Raw genomic sequence first — 20,226 nt, forward strand, 5'->3', positions numbered from 1 at the left:
TAGTGAATAATAAATTTCATAGTGTGGACGATCATCTTGATTGAAAGCCTACTCAACTAATTCCGACATTTCAACATTCCATAATTCACTAATTGAAATTATGAAAAAGCTACTAATATTATCCGGCATTACGCTATGCCTGTTTACGACGTCCTGTGATCAGGGCTTCGATGAGCTGAACACCAACCCGACGGCGGCCACGACAGTCAACCCGGCTTTCCTGCTAAACAACGCGGTGATCAATTCTTCACATGTCAACACGACTTTGCAGTACGACATGAGTATCGTGCAGCAGACGGTCACGCCCAACTCCGGTGTGTTGGCAGGCGCAAATTTCAACCAGGACAACCGGGATTACACCCAGCAGAACTGGTTGCGGTACTTCCCTGAGGTGATCCGCTACACCAAGACGGCCATCGACCTGGCTTCAAAAGACCCCGCCCGGAGCAATCTGGTGAATATGGCCCGTATCTGGCAGGCTCATGGTTTTATGGTACTTACCGATACTTACGGTGATATCCCTTACTCCGAAGCGGGAGTAGGTTTTATCGATGGAAACACCAAGCCTAAATACGACGCGCAAGAGGCTATTTACAAGGACATCATCAAGGAACTCACTGCTGCCTCCGCCGCTCTGGATGCCTCTAAGCCGAAGGAGAATGCCGATATTCTTTATCAGGGGGATATTGCCAAATGGAAAAAGCTGGGGTACTCCCTGCTGTTACGCGCCGGAATGCGGCTGACCGAAGTGGACCTGACCCTTGCTCAGGCGACAGTGAAGGCGGCCTTTGCGGGCGGCGTGATTGAGGATAACGCCAACAACGCCGTGATCCGGCACAATGCCAACTACCAGAATAGCTTGGGTAGTATCCTGAACGGTACCGAGGCCAACAACTACTATCTGGCTGCCCCCTTCGTGAATTACCTGAAAAGCAACGACGACCCCCGCCTGGGGTCCATCGCGGTTCGTTACGTCAATGCCGCCTCCGGGCCGCAGCAAATTCCGGCCAATGCGGTCATCGATCCGAAAGTGCAAATAGGAATGCCTTTTGGCTTCGATAATGGTGGCATTGTGGCCCAGGCTATTAAGGAGGGGCTAACCAGTTTTTACGCGTACAGCCAAATCGACAAAACACGGCTGGCCAAGCAACAGGCGCCCATGTTCCTGGTTACTGCCGGGATGAATAAACTGTACCTGGCCGAGGCCGCACAGCGCGGCTGGATCACGGGTTCCGCCGCTGATTATTTCAGCGCGGGTATCCGGGCGCACATGGAGCAAATGGCACTTTACGACGAGCGTTCGGCCATTCCCAAGGCTGCCATCGATGCCTATATCGCGACTCATCCCCTTGTGGCTGCTACGGCTTTGGAACAAATTAACACGCAGTATTGGGTAGCTTCATTTATGAACGGACCGGAGTCTTTTGCCAACTGGCGGCGTAGCAGCTTCCCAAAACTGACGCCAAACCCATTTCCCGGTAAGTCGATCAAGGGCAATTTTATCAACCGCCTGACGTACCCTAACTCGGAAATCTCAGTAAACAGCGAGAATGTACAGGCCGCCATTAGCCGCATGGGAGCCGATGACCTCGACACCAAGGTATGGTGGGATAAATAATTAGGTTTGAATGAGAGATTGAGAGAATGAGTGAATAAATTTGGCGCAAGCAATGTTCGCTCATTCTCTTAATCACTAATTCTCAATTTAAGTGACGAATCCTGAAATAATTGAAGCTCTCGAGCTGACTACCCGCCTGCTGGAACTACACGGAGCCGACACCTTCAAAATAAGAGCCTACGGCGCGGCGGCTTTCAATCTGGATAAATTGACCAACCAACAGATCGCCGGACTCTCGTTCGGCGATCTTGTTAAAATTCAAGGTGTTGGGAAAGGCGTGGCCGGAAAGATCATTGAGCTCATCGAAAAGGGTAGTTTCCAGGAACTCGACGAACTTCTGGAAAGTACACCGCCGGGGGTACTTGAGATGTTCAAAATCAAGGGCATCGGCCCCAAAAAAATAGGGGTACTTTGGCGCGACCTGGGCGTCGAGACCATTGCCGAACTGGAAGCTGCCTGCGAGAACGGTAGTGTGGCGAAACTTAAAGGTTTTGGTGAAGGTACCCAGCAGAAAATTCTGGATTCGATGGCCTTTCTGCGCAGCCAAAAAGGGAAGCTGCGAATGAATCAGGCCGAAACGCTCTCGCAGCTGGTTCTAGATGTTCTGGAGCAAAACTTCGACCGCGTGGAGGTGGCGGGCGAAGTGCGCCGCAAGACCGAAGCCGTCGAAACGCTCCGCTTTCTGATTCCTGCCGACTCGCCCGTGGCTGTACAGGAGGTACTTTCCAAAATTGAAGTTCTGCATCAGGATATTAAAAATTCCACGCCTTTTGTGTGGCGGGGTAAGGCGTTTGATCAGGATATTCTGGTGGAAATTGTCTCAGTTACTACCGCTAAAATTGAGAACGAACTTTTCATACGCAGTAGCGCGGAAGGCCATCTGGCTCATCCATCTGCCGAGGGCCGCTCGTTGTTACAAATCGCCCGGGCCGAAGCGGTAGCATCGGAAGAAGAAATTTACGAAAAAGCCGGACTACCCTTTATCGTTCCCGAAATGCGCGAGGGCTACGGCGAGTTTTTCTGGGCTGAAAAGCATACGCCTGCCGACCTCGTGACCTGGGATGACCTCAAAGGTATCCTGCACAACCACAGTACTTATTCCGACGGAAACAACAGCCTCGAAGAAATGGCGACTTTCTGCCGCGATCTGGGCTTCGAGTACCTGGGTATTGCCGACCACTCCCAAACCGCCGCTTACGCCAACGGCCTCCGTCCTGACAAAGTACGGCAGCAACACGCCGAAATCGACCAACTCAACGCCCGCTTCGCCGCCGAAAACCCTGCAAAACCTTTCAAAATCCTGAAAGGCATCGAATCCGACATTCTCGGTGATGGGATGCTGGACTACGCCGACGACGTATTAGGTACTTTCGACTACGTGGTGGCCTCTGTCCATAGCAATCTGACGATGTCACTGGAAAAAGCGACGGAGCGTTTGCTGACCGCCATCGCCAATCCCTATACGACCATTCTTGGCCACCCGACGGGACGGTTACTTCTTTCGCGAGACGGTTACCCGATCGACTACCGGGCCATCATCGATGCCTGCGCCGAGCACAACGTCATTATGGAAATAAACGCCAGTCCCTGGCGACTCGACTTGGATTGGCGGTGGATTGGCTACTGTCTGGAAAAAGGCGTCAAACTGAGTATCAACCCCGATGCCCACAGCACGCAAGGGTACTTTGACATGCACTATGGCGTAGCGATGGGCCGCAAAGGTGGACTGACCAAGGATATGACTTTCAATGCGTTGTCGTTGGGAGAAATGGAAGAGTACCTGATTAGCAAAAGAAAAAGTTTTAATTAATCAGAATTCATTCATTTTTTAGAAAAACTCTCCTCCGAAAACTTCGCGCCCACCGGCGGGCGGTACTTTTGGAATGGTATCTTCAATAGATTCTTGATGCGACCATTTTCATGCGGCGCCATATGTGTATCGATGCCATACACCAGCTTGTCGCCGTCTTCCCGCGCAAAAGTCCCAAACAGTCGATCCCAGACCGAGAAAATATTGCCGTAATTCGTGTCCGTGTAGGGTTGCACGTAATGGTGGTGAACGTGGTGCATGTTGGGCGTCACGATGATCCAGCTAAGTACTTTGTCGACCGAGTCGGGTAGATTGATATTGGCGTGATTGAATTGGGATAAAGCCACCGATAGCGCCTGGTACAGAAACACCAACCACATGGGTGCGCCCGTAAGTACCACGGCGGCAGTCGTGAACACGAAGCGGAACACGCTTTCGCCGGGATGGTGGCGGTTGGCAGTAGTTGTGTCCACATGGGTGTCGGTGTGGTGAATAAGGTGAAAGCGCCACATCCACTTTACTTTGTGCTCGGTCCAATGCACGAAGTACGCGCCGATGAGGTCAAGGAGCAGCATTCCCACCAAAGCGTAAGCCCAGAGCGGCATTTCGGGCAGCCATTGCAGCAGCCCGAAGTCGTGGGCAATGGCCCAGTCACTGGATTTGACCAATACGAAGGCCATCGCGAAGTTGATGATGATGGTCGTGATGGTGAAGAAAATATTGATCCCGGCGTGTTTCCATTTGTTGTACTTAAACCGAAAAAGCGGCAAAGCTCCCTCAATAAGCCAGAACAAAGTGATGCCCCCCACCAGAATCGCGCTGCGGTGAGTGGATGGAATGGTAGCGAAGTAATCAGCTAGTTGTTGCATATGGAAGAATACATTTTTGGTCGCTCCGGGCTGTTCAGACGTTCGCTTAAAATATCTGTGATTTGAACAAAAATAATATTTTATAAAACGTTTTCTATCCTGAAATATGAAATTGCAGGTCATGAATTTGCGGAAAAACTACGGCACCCATGAGGTACTTTCTATACCCGAGTGGAGCATCGGCGAGGGCATCTATTGGATTCAGGGCGAAAACGGGGCCGGGAAGTCTACTTTGTTCCGCACCTTGGCGGGGATGCTGCCCTTTGAAGGAAAGGTAGTTTTAGAACAGAAATTTGACCTGAAAAAAGATGCCGTTGCCTACCGGCTGCGGCTGAACCTCGGCGAGGCTGAGCCCTTGTACCCGTCGTTCCTGACGCCCGCCGACCTGCTGGGTTTCGTGGCTGAGGCCAAGAAAAATCCCATCGGACAAGTAGAAGAATTGGTAGAAGCCTTTGGCATCAACTACCTGGATCAGCCAATGGGTTCCTGTTCGAGTGGTATGGTTAAGAAGACTTCGCTGGCGTTGGCATTTCTCGGTGAGCCGAGCATCATCATTCTGGATGAGCCGCTGATCACCATCGATCTGGAAGCTCGCGGCAATTTATTTGCGCTTATCAAAAAGTACCATGCGCGGGGCGTGGCGTTCCTGCTGTCTTCCCATCAGCCATTTGCGGACGATGATCTGCCCGTTACCGGAGGGTTTGCGCTTCAAAACCGTACTTTGGTTGCCCTATAAATATGAAAGTACTGCTCCTTTCTACCGTCCGCGAATTTTATCGTCAGCGGGCGGGATTCTTTCTGGTCGTGATTTTCATCCTATTCGGATTCCTGACCGGACGGGAACACTACGCCTTTGCCCACTTCTTCCTGACCGACGAATGGGGGATGAGTGCTCTGCTTGTCGCCTGGGTCGCCTATACATTGCTTTGCGCCCAGTTTCTAGCCCATCAGTTGACCCGCCCCGAGTACGTCATTTTACATAGTACTTTCCTATGGCCACCGTGGAAGCGGATGAGGCGGCTAATGGTTATGGCGCTGGGCTTCATCCTGCCCTTGATTTTTTACGGAATTTATGTTCTAACCATCGCCCGCCAGGAAAATATACTGAAACGAACCTGGCCCATTTTTCCTTACTGGTTGCTGCTAAGTCTGGTTCTGGTGGCGGTGGCCGAGTGGCGTTTACGGAATCCTGACATTGCCACCGCTACCAAAATCGCTTTCCGACTGCCATTTCGTCGTCCGGCTAACTTCATCTTCTGGACGCTGGAATGGCTGCTGCGCGAGCGTGGCTTCACCCTGCTACTGAGCAAAGCAGGCGTGTTCTTGTTCATGATTGCCGCTCTAGTATACGATAGCACTGGAACCTACGACCTGCGGCTACCCGCCGTAGGTTTTACGTTGGCGTATTTGCTCAATGCGGGACTTTCCTACGAACTATACCGCTGGGAGAACGAGATTTGGCTTTGGGGGAAATCGCTGCCATTTGGAAAAACAACCCGCTTCGGGCGAATTCTGATTTTACACGCAATTCTGCTGCTGCCCGAAGCATTTCTGGCGGTCAGCTACGGTACCCGCCTCGAATGGTACGAACTGGCGCAGCTTTATGCCCTTGGGGTAAGTACCTTGCTTCTTTACCATGCCCAACTTTATCGGCGCCAGCTGCTCTTGGAAGAAACCCTGCAAACCGTGGCGATCGGCTTCATTATCCTTACCTTAGTCATACTATACAAAATACCCGTTGCGCTGCTGGCCCTGATTCTGCTGAGTGGAGCCTGGCTGGGCTGGCGACGCTGGTACGGATAACCAAAGTATTCAATCTTTTTCCAGAGCTGAAAGTCTTTTTTCCAACGCTACGATGTACAGTGTCAACTCCTCGATTTTTTCCATTTGTTTGGAAACAATTTTGTTGAGTTCAGTGCCTTCGGTCGCCATCTGCTGCGCCGAAGGAATACCGGGAAGGCGTTTGTGAACGCGCACGAACCTTTCCAGTTCCGGCAAGGGAAGCAGAGAGTAATTTTTTTCAAAAACCCGGTCGGCCCAGTCGGCGGCAGTAGCGACCCGCAGCCGGGGGTGTGCAAGAAAGACTTCACCATTTTCATCGACACCGAGGATTTTCCCGTCGTTGTTTTTTTGGGCAAACTGAGAAAGCACCAAAGCCGATGCACCCGATGGGCTGTCTCCAATAACTACCCGGGTAGTGCCGCCTCCCAGCACCAGCGTATTTTCGGCTCCCTCCGCTATGGTGGAACCTATGCCGAGGGCCATGTTTTCGTGTTCGTCCCAGTGCAGGAAAGGCTGGCCGCGCAGCCGCAGGGAATTGTCGAAGGCCAAAAAATTGACATTGCCCCGAATCGTAAAGCGTTCGTTGGGGTAAGCCGTACCGATGCCCACTTTTACATTACTGGTGTCGCCCAGTACCAGGCCATCGCTGACACCCACTTGGGCCAGGTACCCGATGGCTGTAGTGCGTTGCAGCGTAGTGCTGTTCGCGCCGGTGCTGTTGGCCAGGTAGCCAAGGAAAGTGTTTCTCGCGCCATTAGTGTTGTTGCCGCCTGCTCCATTGCCCACAAATGTATTACGATTTCCTTGCAGGTTATTGTAGCCGGTCTGGTGTCCCACGAATACGTTGTAGCTGGCATTGGTGTTGTTTCCGGCTTCGAATCCCAGGTAAGCATTGGCGATTCCATTCGTATTCTTGATACCAGCCCGGGCGCCGATGAAGGAATTTTCGTAGCCCGTGGTGTTTGCTCTTCCGGAATTATCGCCGAAGAACGAATTATAGTCCCCAGTGGTGCTATAGAAACCGGCCTCACCCCCAAAATACGAATTATGGTTTCCGCTTTTGTTGGTTCCGCCGGCAGATCTACCCACAAAAGTGTTTTGGTCGCCCGTTGAATTGGCATACCCGGCATAGCCTCCCACAAATGTATTGTCGCTGCCCGAAGTGGTTTGCTGCGCCGTGCGGCTCCCGATCGCTACATTGTAATCGCCTGAAATAGTGGCATATCCGTTTTGCGGACCTATCAGGGTATTTTCATTTCCTTCGAGCGTGGTGGCTGGATTTATTATTTTAAGATTAAACTGTGATTGTGCTGCGGTCGGAAACACAGAAAATGTCGTGCAAGCCATAAGTAGGACGGTTTTATAAAAGCGATTCATGGTAGTATGTCCGTTTAGGTTAGAAATGAATGGGTATCTTTGCGAGGTATTGTGCGGCTGAACCTACGAAGAAAAAAGCCTAAATTGCTAATTTTCAACCCCTTTTTATTGTACGGCACCCTTTGCGCCCGCTTACTCTACACCTATTTTTATCTGACACTCCGTTTTCACTAATTCACCATTACAATGACTCCCCAAAAAACCGGCGACGGTGGCATCATCCTTACCAGCGCCGAAGATTTGCTGAACTGGGCGCGGCTCTCATCGCTGTGGCCGATGGGCTTCGGCCTCGCCTGCTGTGCGATCGAGATGATGGCGACTTTCGCCTCACATTATGATTTGGAACGGTTCGGTATATTTCCCCGGCCCTCCCCCCGGCAGTCCGACGTCATGATCGTGGCCGGTACTGTTACCTTCAAAATGGCCGACCGCGTCCGGCGGCTTTACGAGCAGATGCCCGAGCCGCGCTACGTGATTTCGATGGGAAGCTGTTCGAACTGCGGCGGACCTTACTGGGAACACGGTTACCATGTGGTAAAAGGCGTGGACCGCATTATCCCGGTAGATGTGTACGTGCCGGGTTGCCCGCCACGCCCCGAGGCGTTGATTGGGGGCTTTATGAAATTACAGGAAAAGATTCGCGGCGAGCATCCCCTGAGTCAGAATAAGCCTGCACCCACTTTGTTACTGCAAATGGAGGCTGAGGAAGAAGCCAAAGTATGATTTAAGTTCTCTTAAAAACTGATCTCTTTCATTTATTTAGAATAATTTCAAATAGGCTTGGGACTTGCTCGGAGAATCCCTATTTTTGTGCTGTTCATTTTTGAAAAAAGGGAATAATTCTTCGTGCATTTGACTAACGAACTATACCAAACTGCCAAAGGTACTTCCTGGCAGTGCGACCTCACAAACCGGATTCATCTGCAATTCGGGGAAACGCATATCGCATTTAAGATGCGTGATTTTTCTGTCTTCCAGCGCAAAATAACGGCGGTCAATATTCACGAACGTCTCTATGACCTTTCAGATGACGGAGACTTTGAAATAATTGAAGCACCTCAACACGGGCTATCGTTGCAACTCACCCTTTGCGATCTTATTCAATTGCGCGAACTTCTGGATGGTACGAAATTTGCCCTCAAACTCAACAGCCTGCTGCATGAGGCTTTAGGCGTTGTGTCGTTGGTATAGAATTAGCACCTCTTTATTAAGACCAATTATATATTTGCTTAGTCATGAGATGATTAAGAACTATTCTTGGCTCTTTTTTATTTCTGAATGAAGATTACATTAACCTTATATTTGACATGAAAGATCTGGTAAGATTGCATACTTCTTTAACAGAAGACATAGAAATGGCGCTGAACGCGCAGTGTAAAATGGAAGCTGAGGCTTCATTAAAGTACCTGGCAATGGCCGCCTGGCTGGATCGCAACGGGTACGACTACTCGGCGGGCTATCTTTATGCCCAGGCGGAGGAGGAGCGCGAGCATTTTCTGAAAATATTCAAGTACATCACCGAAGTAGGCGGCACGGCTGTCACGCCTACCCCTAGCGAAGTGCAGCAGGAATTCGCTTCGCTGCGCGATGTCTTTGAAACCGCCCTGCAGAGCGAAATTGCCGTAACGCATTCCATCAACCGAATCGTGGCTAAGTGCAGGGAACTGAATGACTATGCCACCGAAGAATTCATGATGTGGTACGTCCGTGAACAGCGCGAGGAAGAGCGCAACGCCCGCCGGGTCATGGAACTGTTCGATCTGATCGACGCCGATAGCGCTACCGGGAAATTCATTCTGGATCAGGAAATCGGAAAAGTGGGAGGTACTTTGAGTTGATGGGCAGGGTAGGTTATGGCGAAAGTCGTAACGTCGGCCCATAGACACGATACCCGTACGTTAAAAAAAGGAGCCACAATCGGCTCCTTTTTTAGGTAATGTGCTCTTTGAAAAGCTGTTGGATTTGTTTCTCTGTGACTTCGGTATACCACGCATTGGCGGGCTGAAAACAAATGACCGGCGCTTGCTTGCACCGATCGGTGCAGCTCATCTTGACGAGCTCCACTTCATTTTTTAATCCATTTTCTTTGATCGCCTCCTTGCAGAGTTTTCTGATCTCGGAATATTTTCCGCACTTTTTTCCGTCACAAATAAAAATTGTCTTCTCCGGGAAGCCCGATTTGCCCATAGGTTTTTATTTTCAAGATTTGTAAAAAAACAAACGTCCGCCCGTTAAGTTCGGCTTTAGTTATCTTTGTCGTATGAATTTTACCGATATTTATTTGCATTTGACCGAACGAGTGGGCGAAGAGGCCTTTACTCAGGCCGTGGCGGATGCGCCACAACCCTTTCTGGTCGTGGTGCCGGATCGTTTAACGGAGGTTGCTGAGTTGCTTTTTCGTGACGAGCGGCTTTTTTTCGATCAGTTGAGTTGCCTGACTGCTCTGGACAATGGCCCCGAGGCTGGTGCATCGGTGGCCGGAGCGCCGGTCGGAACGATGGAGATACTCTATCATTTCAATTCCATTCCTTACGGGCACTCAATGGTTCTGAAGGTAGTTTTGGCCCGAAATCAGGAAGGCGAGCCACTGCCCGAAGTACCCACGCTGAGCCACCTCTGGCGCACTGCCGACTGGCACGAGCGCGAAGCCTATGACCTGCTGGGAATCCGGTTCACGGGTCACCCTGACCTGCGGCGCATTCTGTTGCCGACGGACTGGCAAGGCCATCCACTTCGGAGAGACTACGTGGAACAGGATTTGTACCATGGAATCAAAGTGAGTTACGAATGAGAAATTATGAATGATGAAATGCCCGGGTTTTTTAAGAGCCTTTTTGTAGCGTTTGTTTTAGTTGTTTCCGTTTTACTGAGCAGGGGGGCTTCTGCCCAGCCGGATTCGGTGGTCATTAGCGGGCGGGTACTTAACCTTACCCCGCGGCTGTACCGGGAAGCTCCGGCGATCACTTTTACCCGAAACAATATACTGCAACCCCAAAGCGAACTGACGCGGCAGGCGCCGTTGCAGGCCGATGGTAGTTTCACGATCACGATGCCGCTGATTTATCCGCAGGAGGAAGTGTATCTGGATTATGGCGGCAAAGTTTATACAACTTTTCTGGCCGCTCCGGGCGAGCTGCAACTCACCTTCGATGCTGACTCGATGTACAAGGCCAAGCGGCTGTTCTACTACGCGGGCGTCAACGCCGGGGCCAATAATCAGTACATCCAGTATATGACGGAAGAAGGGCGGTTGATGAAGCAGAACAAACGGTACGGCGAAGCCTTTTTCGATACTTTCTGGGATTTGGATGCTGGCGATGCCCGTCAGGCTTTGCAGCGTCGCGCTGACCTGCGGATGTCTGCTCTGCTGCCGCTCTCGCAAAAAGGCGGCGTGTCGCCGGATCTACGGAAGTGGGTAGAAGCAATTGTGAGCGAGGAACAGCTCTCTGCACTGTACGAACATGCCCTCGTTACCGATACGGAAGTAAACAAGGCCACCGAAGATAGTTTGCGCCGCCTGGCTGCGGGTGTAATGACCTTTCAGCGGGTGCAGTGGGTAGTGCGTTTTGGCGATTACGCCGACCGCCTGCTCGAAAAGCGGGCTTACCAGAATCCGACGCGTTCCAAGTCTTTGCGGGTGGAGACGATGGCTGAGCTAATTAAGCGTTACATTAAACCGCTTTCGGCGGAGGAAACCGGACGGCTGAATAGCATGATCCAGCAGGGAAGCGCTACGACGAGCGAACTGGATTTTCTCAACAGACTCTATGCCCGGGACCGCCGCACGATGGACCTGGTGACCTTGATTGAAAAAAAGAACCGAGCCTACGCAGACGAATTTGGCCAAACCGCCACTGACCTGCTAAACGCCCGGCTGCTGGTGCAGCGGTTTTACCAATTATCGCTGTCGGAGCAGGAGTTGCTTTATGATTATATCAAAACCAAAATCGAAGTCCCGGCCATTGCGCAATCGTTGAATGAATTATATCAACTGGAAGTCAAGGACAGCCTGTACATAAGGCTCATTGGGCAAAGAACAGACCTGACCGCTACACCCACCGAAGTACTGAGTGGCATCTGGCTTTCGCAGTCGCGGGACAACGGAAAGGATTGGCTGAAAAATATCCAGCAGCTTTACGGTGGCAGGACGCTCTACGTCCTCAAATGGAATCTCTTCGACGACCAAAGCCGCAACGAGGTACTTTACGCACCGGCTCTCCGCGCCCAACTACCCGCTGATGTTGAGTTTCTGTACATCCACTTGCCGGACACCGAAACGGTGAACAGCCCCGAACTGTGGAAGAAATTCATTGTCCGGAATAAGCTGAAAGGCGTTCATATGTTCGTCAACGAAAGCCAGGCGGCGCAGTTGATGTTCAAACTCAATCCGCTGGCCTACTCTACTTACAGCATCATCGCCCCCAATGGAAAGTACTACTCGCGCAATGCTCAATCACCGAGTAACGGCCAACGGGCTGCACAGGCGATTTTAGATGCGCGAAGGGGAAGGTAGTTTGGAAGGAGATCTCTTTCGATTTGTATTCGTAGGATATCGACTGGTATGAACCGATTTAAGTGGTGTTTTCTGGTTGTCTTTCTGCTGCCAATTACCGCGCGGGCCACGGTGACGGATGCAAACTACCTCGTCAGAGGCGATGATACGCTCAGGCTTCTCACTTATCCATTGGTTCGGTACGCTCAGTTAGCTGAGGTAAGAGATGACAGTGCCCGAAGCCAACAGTTTTATGAGGCGCTAAGTGGCGGAATTGGCACAATCGGGTACTGGGAATTGTCACATGATACGTTGTACCTAACCCGACTATTTGTATACAAAGGCTCTGGCGTGAACCTCCCGGTTGATTTGGCGCTGCTTTTCCCCAATCGCTACTCCGGCGGAAAAGTACGGGCCGACTGGGTGGAAGGCGAACTAATGATTCCCGTTGGGGAGCTGATTCATTACTATGGAACACCGGCCAATTCGTCCTATGAAGGGGAAATCATATTGACCATGAAGGATGGTACTTTGGTAAAAGAAGAGCAATTTGATAATTCAGGAAACTATCAATCCAGATTTACAAAGAGCGCCAGAGTTTTTCACGAGTACCTCTACAGCCATATCGACTGGTCCATAATCCCAAATTTGGGAGACAAAAAAGTTAAGGTGTTTCTCCAAATCATCGCGGGTGACCGCCCCAGGCCCGATTCGGTCGTTTTCTTAAAAAAATCGTATTACCCTCCACTCGACCAGGAGGCAATGCACGTCCTCAAATCTTTACCCGAATGGGACATGTACTACCGCCGGGGAAAACCCGAACCCGTTCCCTGGATGGTAACAGTAGTTTTCGATGAAAAGACGAGGCGTGAATATGCCAGGTGAAATCTCGAATAGGGCTGACTATCAGCTACAACCGACTGAGGTATTCTCGTTAATTTCCAGATTTTTCTTTCCGAATTATCCTTGACATAAATCCTTTTTATGGTCTAAGGCAAGCCTTTTACGTTCCTACGCCTTAACTTTGTGGAATTTTTGGGCCTACCCCTAGTGCTATCATTCATCATTTATCACTTATCATTCCCGTTTTCCCGTGCCGAAAAACCCCAACATCAAGTCCATCCTCATCATTGGTTCCGGTCCTATCGTCATCGGTCAAGCCTGCGAATTTGACTACGCGGGTTCCCAGGCCGCTCGCTCGCTGCGCGAAGAAGGCATCAAAGTTAGCCTGATCAACTCCAACCCGGCCACCATCATGACCGACCCGATCAACGCTGACCATGTGTACCTGCTGCCTTTGGAAAAAAAGTACATCACCCAGATTCTCAAAGAACACCAGGATGCCGGAACACCCATCGACGCGGTGTTGCCCACCATGGGCGGACAAACGGCGCTGAACCTGGCGATGGATTGCGAGAAGGCAGGAATCTGGAAAAAATACGGAGTGGAACTCATTGGCGTTGACATTCGCGCCATTGAAACTACCGAGGACCGCGAGGCATTCCGGCTTAAAATGCTAGAGCTGGGTGCGGGCGTTTGTCAGGGGCGCATCGCCCGGTCTTTTCTGGAAGGCAAGGAAATTGCCCAGGAAATAGGCTTTCCACTGGTTATCCGTCCTTCCTACACGCTGGGCGGCACGGGCGGCGGCTTCGTCGATAAGCCCGAGGACTTTGACCGCGCCCTTACCAACGGTCTGCACGCTTCTCCTACCCACGAGGTACTTGTGGAGCAAAGCGTTATGGGCTGGAAGGAATACGAGCTGGAACTGCTGCGCGACGGCAACGGCAACTTTATCATCATCTGCTCCATCGAGAATTTTGACCCGATGGGCGTCCATACGGGGGACAGCATCACCGTGGCCCCGGCCATGACTCTGCCCGACACTACCTACCAGAAAATGCGCGACCTGGCCATCCGTTGTATGGCGGGCATCGGCTCGTTTGCGGGTGGTTGTAACATTCAGTTTTCGGTCAATCCCGAAACGGACGACATCATCGTCATCGAAATCAACCCGCGCGTGTCGCGTTCATCGGCGCTGGCTTCCAAGGCTACCGGATATCCTATCGCCAAAATTGCCGCCAAAATGGCAATCGGCTATAATCTCGACGAACTTACCAACCCTATTACGGGCACGACCTCGGCCTTCTTTGAGCCTAGCATCGACTACGTAATCGTGAAAGTACCCCGCTGGAATTTTGATAAATTCCAGGGAGCCGACCGCTCGCTGGGCCTGCAGATGAAATCGGTGGGTGAGGCGATGGGGATCGGGCGTAATTTCCAGGAAGCCCTGCAAAAAGCCTGTCAGTCGCTGGAAATCCGTCGCAATGGCCTGGGGGCCGATGGCCGCGAACTTCGCGATCAGGAAAAAATCAAGCACAGCCTGGCGCACCCGAGTTGGGACCGGCTGTTCCATATTTACGATGCCTTCAAAATCGGACTTTCCTTCAAGTCTATCCAAAAATTGACGAAGATCGATTCGTGGTTCCTGCGTCAGATTGAGGAACTGATCGAAACCGAACACGAGGTGCAGAAGTACGAACTGGACGACATTCCGAAAGCCCTGTTGCTGAAAGCCAAACAAAAGGGCTACGCTGACCGCCAAATCGCACATCTGCTTGGTGTGAAGGAAAGTAAGGTGTATGCGAAGCGCAAGGAGCTGGGAATTAAGCGGGTGTATAAATGTGTGGATACCTGTGCTGCCGAATTTGCTGCTGCTACGCCTTACTATTACTCGACTTTCAATACTTCGCAGGAGGATCCCGACAACGAATCTGTCGTCAGCGACAAGAAGAAGGTTGTGGTACTTGGTTCCGGGCCCAACCGTATTGGGCAGGGCATCGAGTTCGACTACTCCTGCGTTCACGGCGTGCTGGCCGCTAAGGAGGCTGGTTACGAGACCATCATGATCAACTGTAACCCCGAAACGGTCTCGACTGATCCGGACATTTCGGACAAGCTGTACTTTGAGCCTGTTTTCTGGGAACACGTCTTCGACATCATCGAGCACGAAAAGCCCGAGGGTGTCATTGTGCAGCTGGGAGGGCAAACCGCTCTGAAAATGGCTGAGAAACTGGACAAGTACGGCATCAAAATCATCGGTACCAGCTACCAGGCCCTTGACCTGGCCGAGGACCGGGGTAGGTTCTCGAAGCTATTGCAGGAAATGGACATTCCATACCCCAAGTTCGGTACGGTACGTACCTCCGATGCGGCAGTGGAGTTGTCACGTTCATTGGGCTTTCCGCTCCTGGTTCGCCCGAGCTACGTACTCGGCGGTCAAAGCATGAAGATCGTCATCAACGAGCAGGAGCTCGAACAGCATGTAGTCAAGATTCTGCACGATATTCCCGACAATAACATCCTGCTCGACCACTTCCTGGAAGGGGCCATCGAGGCCGAAGCTGACGCCATCAGCGATGGGGAGGATGCCTACATCATCGGTGTCATGGAACACATTGAGCCCGCTGGTATTCACTCCGGCGATTCGCATGCTACCTTACCGCCCTTTGACCTTTCAGAGGAAATAATCGCAACGATTGAGGAGTACTCCAAACGCATTGCGCTTGCAATGGGGGTGAAAGGACTACTCAATGTGCAGTTTGCCATCAAAGACGGTGTTGTATATGTGATTGAAGCCAACCCCCGTGCTTCGCGCACGGTACCTTTCATCTGCAAAGCGTATCAGGAGCCATACGTCAACTACGCCACAAAGCTTATGCTGGGTGATAAGAAAATCTCCGACTTCAACTTCCAGCCCGTTAAGAAGGGTTGGGCGATCAAAATTCCCGTATTCTCGTTCAATAAATTCCCGAACGTCAATAAAGAACTTGGCCCCGAGATGAAATCCACGGGCGAGGGCATTTTCTTCATCGATGATCTACAGGACGAGTTCTTTTTAAAGGTATACGGAGAGCGGAATATGTATATGAGTCGGTAGAGCTGTTGGCCATTGGCTGTCAGCTTTCAGCGCCTTATGTTTTAGCGGGTAGTTCTTCGGAACTACCCGTTTTTTTATCAGGTCAGGAATTGAAACCGGAGAATGGTCAGCGAGAATAAGTCTACTCCTCATCAATCATCGCCATCAGCAGCCGCTCTACCTCCCGGATTTTCTCCGGCTCACCCGCTTTTTCGTAGCTCACAATCAGGTTGCGCAGTACCCGCTGGACGATCTCGAGGTGCGTACAGGGTTGGTAAAATGACTCTTTGGGGCTGAGGTTAAGCTGGGCGATGTAATGATCAATGTCGGTCCTGGAAAAAATAATCCCCCGATTGAAGACATTAATGTAAAACTGCGTGGTATCCCGCTTATACGTCAGGACGAACAAGTTGGGTAGATTCACGCCGTATACGGGCATTTGTAATTTCCGCGCAATGAGCATGTAAATGACGCACAGGGTAATGGGGTTGCCCCGGCGGCTTTCCATCACGATGTTGATCATGGAATTCGAAGCCGAGTGGAAATTCTTGGTATTGGCCCCGAAGCCCAGAACGCTGTAAAAGACCCCGTTTAACGCTTTGACCTGATCCACCGGACTCATCTCGCTGCCGAACTGCTCCCAGACATCGTAGCGAAACTGATCTATTTCGTCGCGCAGCTTTTGGAAATTGAGGTCGGGGTATTGGTAGGTGGCGATAATCGACATCCCTTCGAGCAAGTCGAGTGCTCCGCCGTTTTTCCAGTGGACCAGCCGCTCGGCCATTCCGCCAAGCTGCAACTCGTGGATTAGCTCTTCAATGCGACGCTGCGCAATGGGGCTGAAACTCTCCTCCCATTCCGTTTCCAGAAATGGGATAATACCCTTACCCATGGAACGTATTTTGTTTTCGACCAGCGTGGTCACTTCTGTGTCGTCGTCGTCCAGCAGTGAGACCAGCGCCTTTATTTCTTTTTCCTTCATGGCTCCTCGTTTCGTTTCCCGTTTACGAATTCTTAAATAAAAACAATTTTTGAATAGCGGTCAAATTTTCTACTTTTGCCCGGTAAAAAAATACCGATTCGACCCCAAAACGGGCATGCAGGGGCCCATTTACCTAAAACGATTGCATGAAAATACTCGTCACCGGCGGAGCGGGATTCATTGGTTCGCACACCGTAGTGGAATTACAAATGGCGGGTTACCAACCCGTGATTGCCGACAACCTGTACAATTCCAACCGGGAAGTGCTGGCAGGACTGAAAAATATTGTTGGGCAGGAGATCCCTTTTTTCGAAATCGATTGTACCGACGAAGCAGCGGTAAGGCAACTTTTTGAAAAAGAACAATTCGATGGAGTAATCCATTTCGCAGCCTACAAGGCCGTGGGCGAATCGGTGGAGGAGCCCTTGAAGTACTACCAGAATAACATTGACTCTCTGCTGGTGTTGTTAAAGATTATGCGCCGATTCAAGGTCAGTAATTTTGTCTTTTCATCTTCCTGCACGGTGTATGGTCAGCCCGATACTTTGCCTGTTACGGAGGATACGCCGCGGCAGCCCGCTACCTCTCCCTACGGTAATACCAAGGTCATGTGCGAGGACATCATCCGCGACTATGTTCACTCAAAGCCCGCTTTAAAAGCTATTTCCCTTCGGTACTTCAACCCGATCGGGGCGCATCACTCGGCCGAGATCGGTGAGCTGCCCAATGGTGTACCCAGTAATCTGGTCCCTTACCTGACTCAGGCAGCGGCCGGATTGCGCGACAAATTGGTAGTTTTTGGCGACGATTACGATACGCCGGATGGTACTTGCGTCCGTGATTTTATTCATGTAGTCGATCTCGCTAAGGCGCACGTGAAAGCCATCGAACTTTTGGAAAAACAGCCGGAAGCCAATTACTACGACGTATTCAATGTCGGCACGGGCGACGGCAATACGGTTTTGGAGCTGATCAATACTTTTGAAAAAGCCAACGGCGTAAAGCTTAACTACACGATCGGTCCGCGTCGTCCCGGCGATGTGGAGAAGATTTGGGCCCAGTCGGATAAGGCCAATACAGTTCTGGGTTGGAAAGCTGAAAAATCACTAGCCGATTCCCTACGTGATGCCTGGCGCTGGCAGTCGAAATTAGTGGAAAGTTAAAGTAGCGGGATGCGCTAAGGCGGTAGTCTACGCTGTTGAAAATGGTCGCATGACGGCTAACGAAGATCTAACCACTTCACAACTAATAACATCTTAATGAAAAAAATACTGATTACGGGCGGGGCAGGCTTCATTGGTTCGCACGTGGTGCGTCGTTTTGTCAACCAATACCCTGACTACCATATCTACAACCTCGACGCGCTGACCTACGCGGGCAATCTGGAAAATCTGCGGGACGTGGAGGACGCGGCCAATTACACCTTTGTAAAGGGCGACATTACCGATGCGGTTTTTCTGGATGAACTCTTCGCCAATACTGATTTCTACGGCGTCGTTCACCTGGCCGCCGAGTCGCACGTGGACCGCTCGATCAGCGACCCGCTGGCGTTCGTGGTGACGAACGTGATCGGCACGGTCAACTTGTTGAACGCCGCCCGGAAAGCGTGGAAGGATGACTTGGCGAACCGTGGTGCGACCAACCGTCTTTTCTACCATGTCTCGACGGATGAGGTATACGGCGAACTGCACGATCCTAACGAGTTTTTTCTGGAAACTACCAGCTACGACCCGCGTTCCCCCTATTCGGCGTCGAAGGCATCTTCTGATCATTTTGTGCGGGCTTACCACAATACATACAAGATGCCCGTGGTAATTTCCAACTGCTCCAACAACTACGGTCCCAACCATTTTCCCGAGAAGCTCATTCCGCTGATGATCCACAACATCATGCAGAAGAAGCCGCTTCCTGTTTACGGAAAGGGGGAAAACGTGCGCGATTGGCTCTACGTGGAAGACCACGCCCGCGCCATCGACACAATATTCCACCGGGGGAAAGTGGGGGAGACCTACAACATCGGCGGCCACAACGAGTGGAAAAACCTCGATCTGGTGCTGCTGTTATGCAAAATTATGGACGATAAGCTGGGCCGCGAACCCGGCACGGCCGAATCGCTCATTACCTACGTCACCGACCGCGCCGGCCACGACCTGCGCTACGCGATTGACGCCACGCGCCTGAAAACCGAACTGGGCTGGGAGCCTTCCCTCCAATTCGAAGAAGGGCTAGAAAAAACCGTGGACTGGTACCTGGAAAACCAGGCGTGGCTGGACAACGTAACCTCGGGCAATTACAAGAAGTACTACGAGGAAATGTACGGTTGAGGAGTTTGAAGCAGAGGCCGCCTGGTAGTTTAAAGTTGTATTCATGACTAACCCTTAAACATCACGGATTGCCGCGACAAACTTTAAACTCATAAACTTTAAACTTAAAAATCTTTTGAAGGGAATCATACTCGCCGGGGGATCCGGCACGCGATTACATCCGCTCACATTGGCCGTCAGCAAGCAATTGATGCCGGTCTACGACAAGCCGATGATCTACTACCCGCTTTCGGTGCTGATGCTGGCGGGGATTCGGGAAATCCTGGTCATATCGACGCCGCACGACCTGCCGCACTTTGAGAAGCTGCTGGGCGACGGCGAGCGGCTGGGCTGCTCCTTCTCCTACGCCGAGCAGCCGAGCCCCGATGGGCTGGCGCAGGCGTTCATCATCGGAGCCGACTTCATCGGCAACGACAAGGTGGCTCTGATTCTGGGAGACAACATCTTCTACGGCTCGGGATTCACCCGTCTTTTGCAATCCAACAATGACCCCGAGGGCGGCGTGGTGTATGCCTACCAGGTGCAGGACCCCGAGCGCTACGGCGTGGTGGAGTTCGATAAGGACCTGAAAGCGATTTCCATCGAGGAAAAACCGGAAAAGCCCAAATCCAATTACGCCATTCCGGGGCTGTACTTTTACGACAATCAGGTCGTGGAAATTGCCAAAAACATCAAGCCCTCGCCGCGCGGCGAGTTGGAAATCACGGACGTCAACCGCGAGTACCTGAACCGCGGCCAACTGAAAGTCGGCGTGCTGGACCGGGGAACGGCCTGGCTGGACACGGGTACCTTCCAGTCGCTGATGCAGGCCGGTCAGTTCGTGCAGGTCATCGAGGAACGGCAGGGGCTGAAAATCGGCTGCATCGAGGAAGTCGCCTACCGCATGGGTTTCATTTCGGCGGAACAGCTTGGCGAAATCGCTCAGCCACTGGTGAAGAGCGGTTATGGAAAGTACCTTCAAAGCTTGCTAAACTAACACCCTGCTTAGAATTAGTCCGCTTATTTCCTGTATAGAATCGGGGCAAGGCGGATTTTTCAAACATTTTTAATAAAACG

At 51.5% G+C, this 20,226-nt stretch carries 18 protein-coding genes; 14 read left to right on the forward strand and 4 right to left on the reverse strand.

All coding sequences use genetic code 11. The annotated features are described in order from the left end of the window. Positions 1 to 100: 100 nt before the first annotated feature. The gene (locus tag IE117_RS06295; protein ID WP_189563456.1) at positions 101 to 1,618 is read left to right on the forward strand and encodes a SusD/RagB family nutrient-binding outer membrane lipoprotein; all 1,518 of its coding nucleotides are present in this window, start codon (positions 101 to 103) and stop codon (positions 1,616 to 1,618) included. A 91-nt stretch (positions 1,619 to 1,709) separates the two neighbouring features. Then, the gene (locus IE117_RS06300; RefSeq protein WP_189563457.1) at positions 1,710 to 3,428 is read left to right on the forward strand and encodes a helix-hairpin-helix domain-containing protein; all 1,719 of its coding nucleotides are present in this window, start codon (positions 1,710 to 1,712) and stop codon (positions 3,426 to 3,428) included. A gap of 11 nt (positions 3,429 to 3,439) precedes the next feature. Here the strand turns inward: IE117_RS06300 and IE117_RS06305 are convergent, their stop codons facing one another. Next, positions 3,440 to 4,297 carry a sterol desaturase family protein gene (locus IE117_RS06305; protein ID WP_189563458.1) on the reverse strand — a complete coding sequence of 286 codons (858 nt, stop codon included), beginning with the start codon at positions 4,295 to 4,297 and terminating at the stop codon, positions 3,440 to 3,442. A gap of 106 nt (positions 4,298 to 4,403) precedes the next feature. Here IE117_RS06305 and IE117_RS06310 point away from each other — a divergent pair, with 106 nt between their 5' ends. Beyond that, a complete protein-coding gene (locus IE117_RS06310; protein WP_189563459.1) occupies positions 4,404 to 5,033 on the forward strand; it encodes an ABC transporter ATP-binding protein in 630 nt (209 codons plus the stop codon). Between the two features lie 2 nt (positions 5,034 to 5,035). Then, positions 5,036 to 6,100, forward strand: a complete 1,065-nt coding sequence (locus tag IE117_RS06315; protein ID WP_189563460.1) for a hypothetical protein — start codon at positions 5,036 to 5,038, stop codon at positions 6,098 to 6,100. A gap of 9 nt (positions 6,101 to 6,109) precedes the next feature. On the opposite strand, the gene IE117_RS06320 is transcribed toward IE117_RS06315, so the two are convergent. Next, complete coding sequence (locus tag IE117_RS06320; RefSeq protein WP_189563461.1) at positions 6,110 to 7,456, reverse strand: autotransporter outer membrane beta-barrel domain-containing protein; 1,347 nt, start codon at positions 7,454 to 7,456, stop codon at positions 6,110 to 6,112. A 186-nt stretch (positions 7,457 to 7,642) separates the two neighbouring features. On the opposite strand from IE117_RS06320, the gene nuoB reads away from it, so the two are divergent. The 3 genes from nuoB (at position 7,643) to IE117_RS06335 (ending at position 9,294) form a co-directional block, all read left to right on the forward strand. Then, the gene (gene nuoB, locus IE117_RS06325; RefSeq protein ID WP_189563462.1) at positions 7,643 to 8,179 is read left to right on the forward strand and encodes an NADH-quinone oxidoreductase subunit NuoB; all 537 of its coding nucleotides are present in this window, start codon (positions 7,643 to 7,645) and stop codon (positions 8,177 to 8,179) included. A 123-nt stretch (positions 8,180 to 8,302) separates the two neighbouring features. Next, the gene (locus IE117_RS06330; RefSeq protein ID WP_189563463.1) at positions 8,303 to 8,647 is read left to right on the forward strand and encodes a hypothetical protein; all 345 of its coding nucleotides are present in this window, start codon (positions 8,303 to 8,305) and stop codon (positions 8,645 to 8,647) included. Between the two features lie 116 nt (positions 8,648 to 8,763). Further along, on the forward strand, positions 8,764 to 9,294 hold the full coding sequence (locus IE117_RS06335; RefSeq protein ID WP_189563464.1) for a ferritin: 531 nt from the start codon (positions 8,764 to 8,766) through the stop codon (positions 9,292 to 9,294). 91 nt (positions 9,295 to 9,385) lie between these two features. Here IE117_RS06335 and IE117_RS06340 read toward each other — a convergent pair whose 3' ends face one another. Beyond that, positions 9,386 to 9,643 (reverse strand): (2Fe-2S) ferredoxin domain-containing protein, encoded by a 258-nt coding sequence (locus tag IE117_RS06340; RefSeq protein ID WP_189563465.1) that lies wholly within the window; start codon positions 9,641 to 9,643, stop codon positions 9,386 to 9,388. A gap of 73 nt (positions 9,644 to 9,716) precedes the next feature. Here IE117_RS06340 and IE117_RS06345 point away from each other — a divergent pair, with 73 nt between their 5' ends. The 4 genes from IE117_RS06345 (at position 9,717) to carB (ending at position 15,885) form a co-directional block, all read left to right on the forward strand. Continuing rightward, positions 9,717 to 10,247 carry an NADH-quinone oxidoreductase subunit C gene (locus IE117_RS06345; protein ID WP_189563466.1) on the forward strand — a complete coding sequence of 177 codons (531 nt, stop codon included), beginning with the start codon at positions 9,717 to 9,719 and terminating at the stop codon, positions 10,245 to 10,247. 6 nt (positions 10,248 to 10,253) lie between these two features. Continuing rightward, positions 10,254 to 11,969, forward strand: coding sequence for a hypothetical protein (locus tag IE117_RS06350; protein WP_189563467.1), 1,716 nt, complete (start codon positions 10,254 to 10,256; stop codon positions 11,967 to 11,969). A gap of 48 nt (positions 11,970 to 12,017) precedes the next feature. Beyond that, positions 12,018 to 12,833 (forward strand): hypothetical protein, encoded by an 816-nt coding sequence (locus tag IE117_RS06355; protein ID WP_189563468.1) that lies wholly within the window; start codon positions 12,018 to 12,020, stop codon positions 12,831 to 12,833. Positions 12,834 to 13,041: 208 nt separating this feature from the next. Next, complete coding sequence (gene carB / locus IE117_RS06360; protein ID WP_189563469.1) at positions 13,042 to 15,885, forward strand: carbamoyl-phosphate synthase large subunit; 2,844 nt, start codon at positions 13,042 to 13,044, stop codon at positions 15,883 to 15,885. A 121-nt stretch (positions 15,886 to 16,006) separates the two neighbouring features. Here carB and IE117_RS06365 read toward each other — a convergent pair whose 3' ends face one another. After that, positions 16,007 to 16,846, reverse strand: coding sequence for a transglutaminase-like domain-containing protein (locus tag IE117_RS06365; protein ID WP_189563470.1), 840 nt, complete (start codon positions 16,844 to 16,846; stop codon positions 16,007 to 16,009). Positions 16,847 to 16,992: 146 nt separating this feature from the next. Between IE117_RS06365 and galE the strand changes: the two genes are divergently transcribed. The 3 genes from galE (at position 16,993) to rfbA (ending at position 20,146) form a co-directional block, all read left to right on the forward strand. After that, the gene (gene galE, locus IE117_RS06370) at positions 16,993 to 18,009 is read left to right on the forward strand and encodes a UDP-glucose 4-epimerase GalE (RefSeq protein WP_189563471.1); all 1,017 of its coding nucleotides are present in this window, start codon (positions 16,993 to 16,995) and stop codon (positions 18,007 to 18,009) included. Positions 18,010 to 18,105: 96 nt separating this feature from the next. Then, a complete protein-coding gene (gene rfbB, locus IE117_RS06375; protein WP_189563472.1) occupies positions 18,106 to 19,170 on the forward strand; it encodes a dTDP-glucose 4,6-dehydratase in 1,065 nt (354 codons plus the stop codon). 115 nt (positions 19,171 to 19,285) lie between these two features. Then, positions 19,286 to 20,146 (forward strand): glucose-1-phosphate thymidylyltransferase RfbA, encoded by an 861-nt coding sequence (gene rfbA / locus IE117_RS06380; protein ID WP_189563473.1) that lies wholly within the window; start codon positions 19,286 to 19,288, stop codon positions 20,144 to 20,146. Positions 20,147 to 20,226: the final 80 nt, after the last annotated feature.

Source organism: Persicitalea jodogahamensis, assembly GCF_014651615.1.
In the GTDB taxonomy this organism is placed as follows: Bacteria; Bacteroidota; Bacteroidia; order Cytophagales; family Spirosomataceae; genus Persicitalea; species Persicitalea jodogahamensis.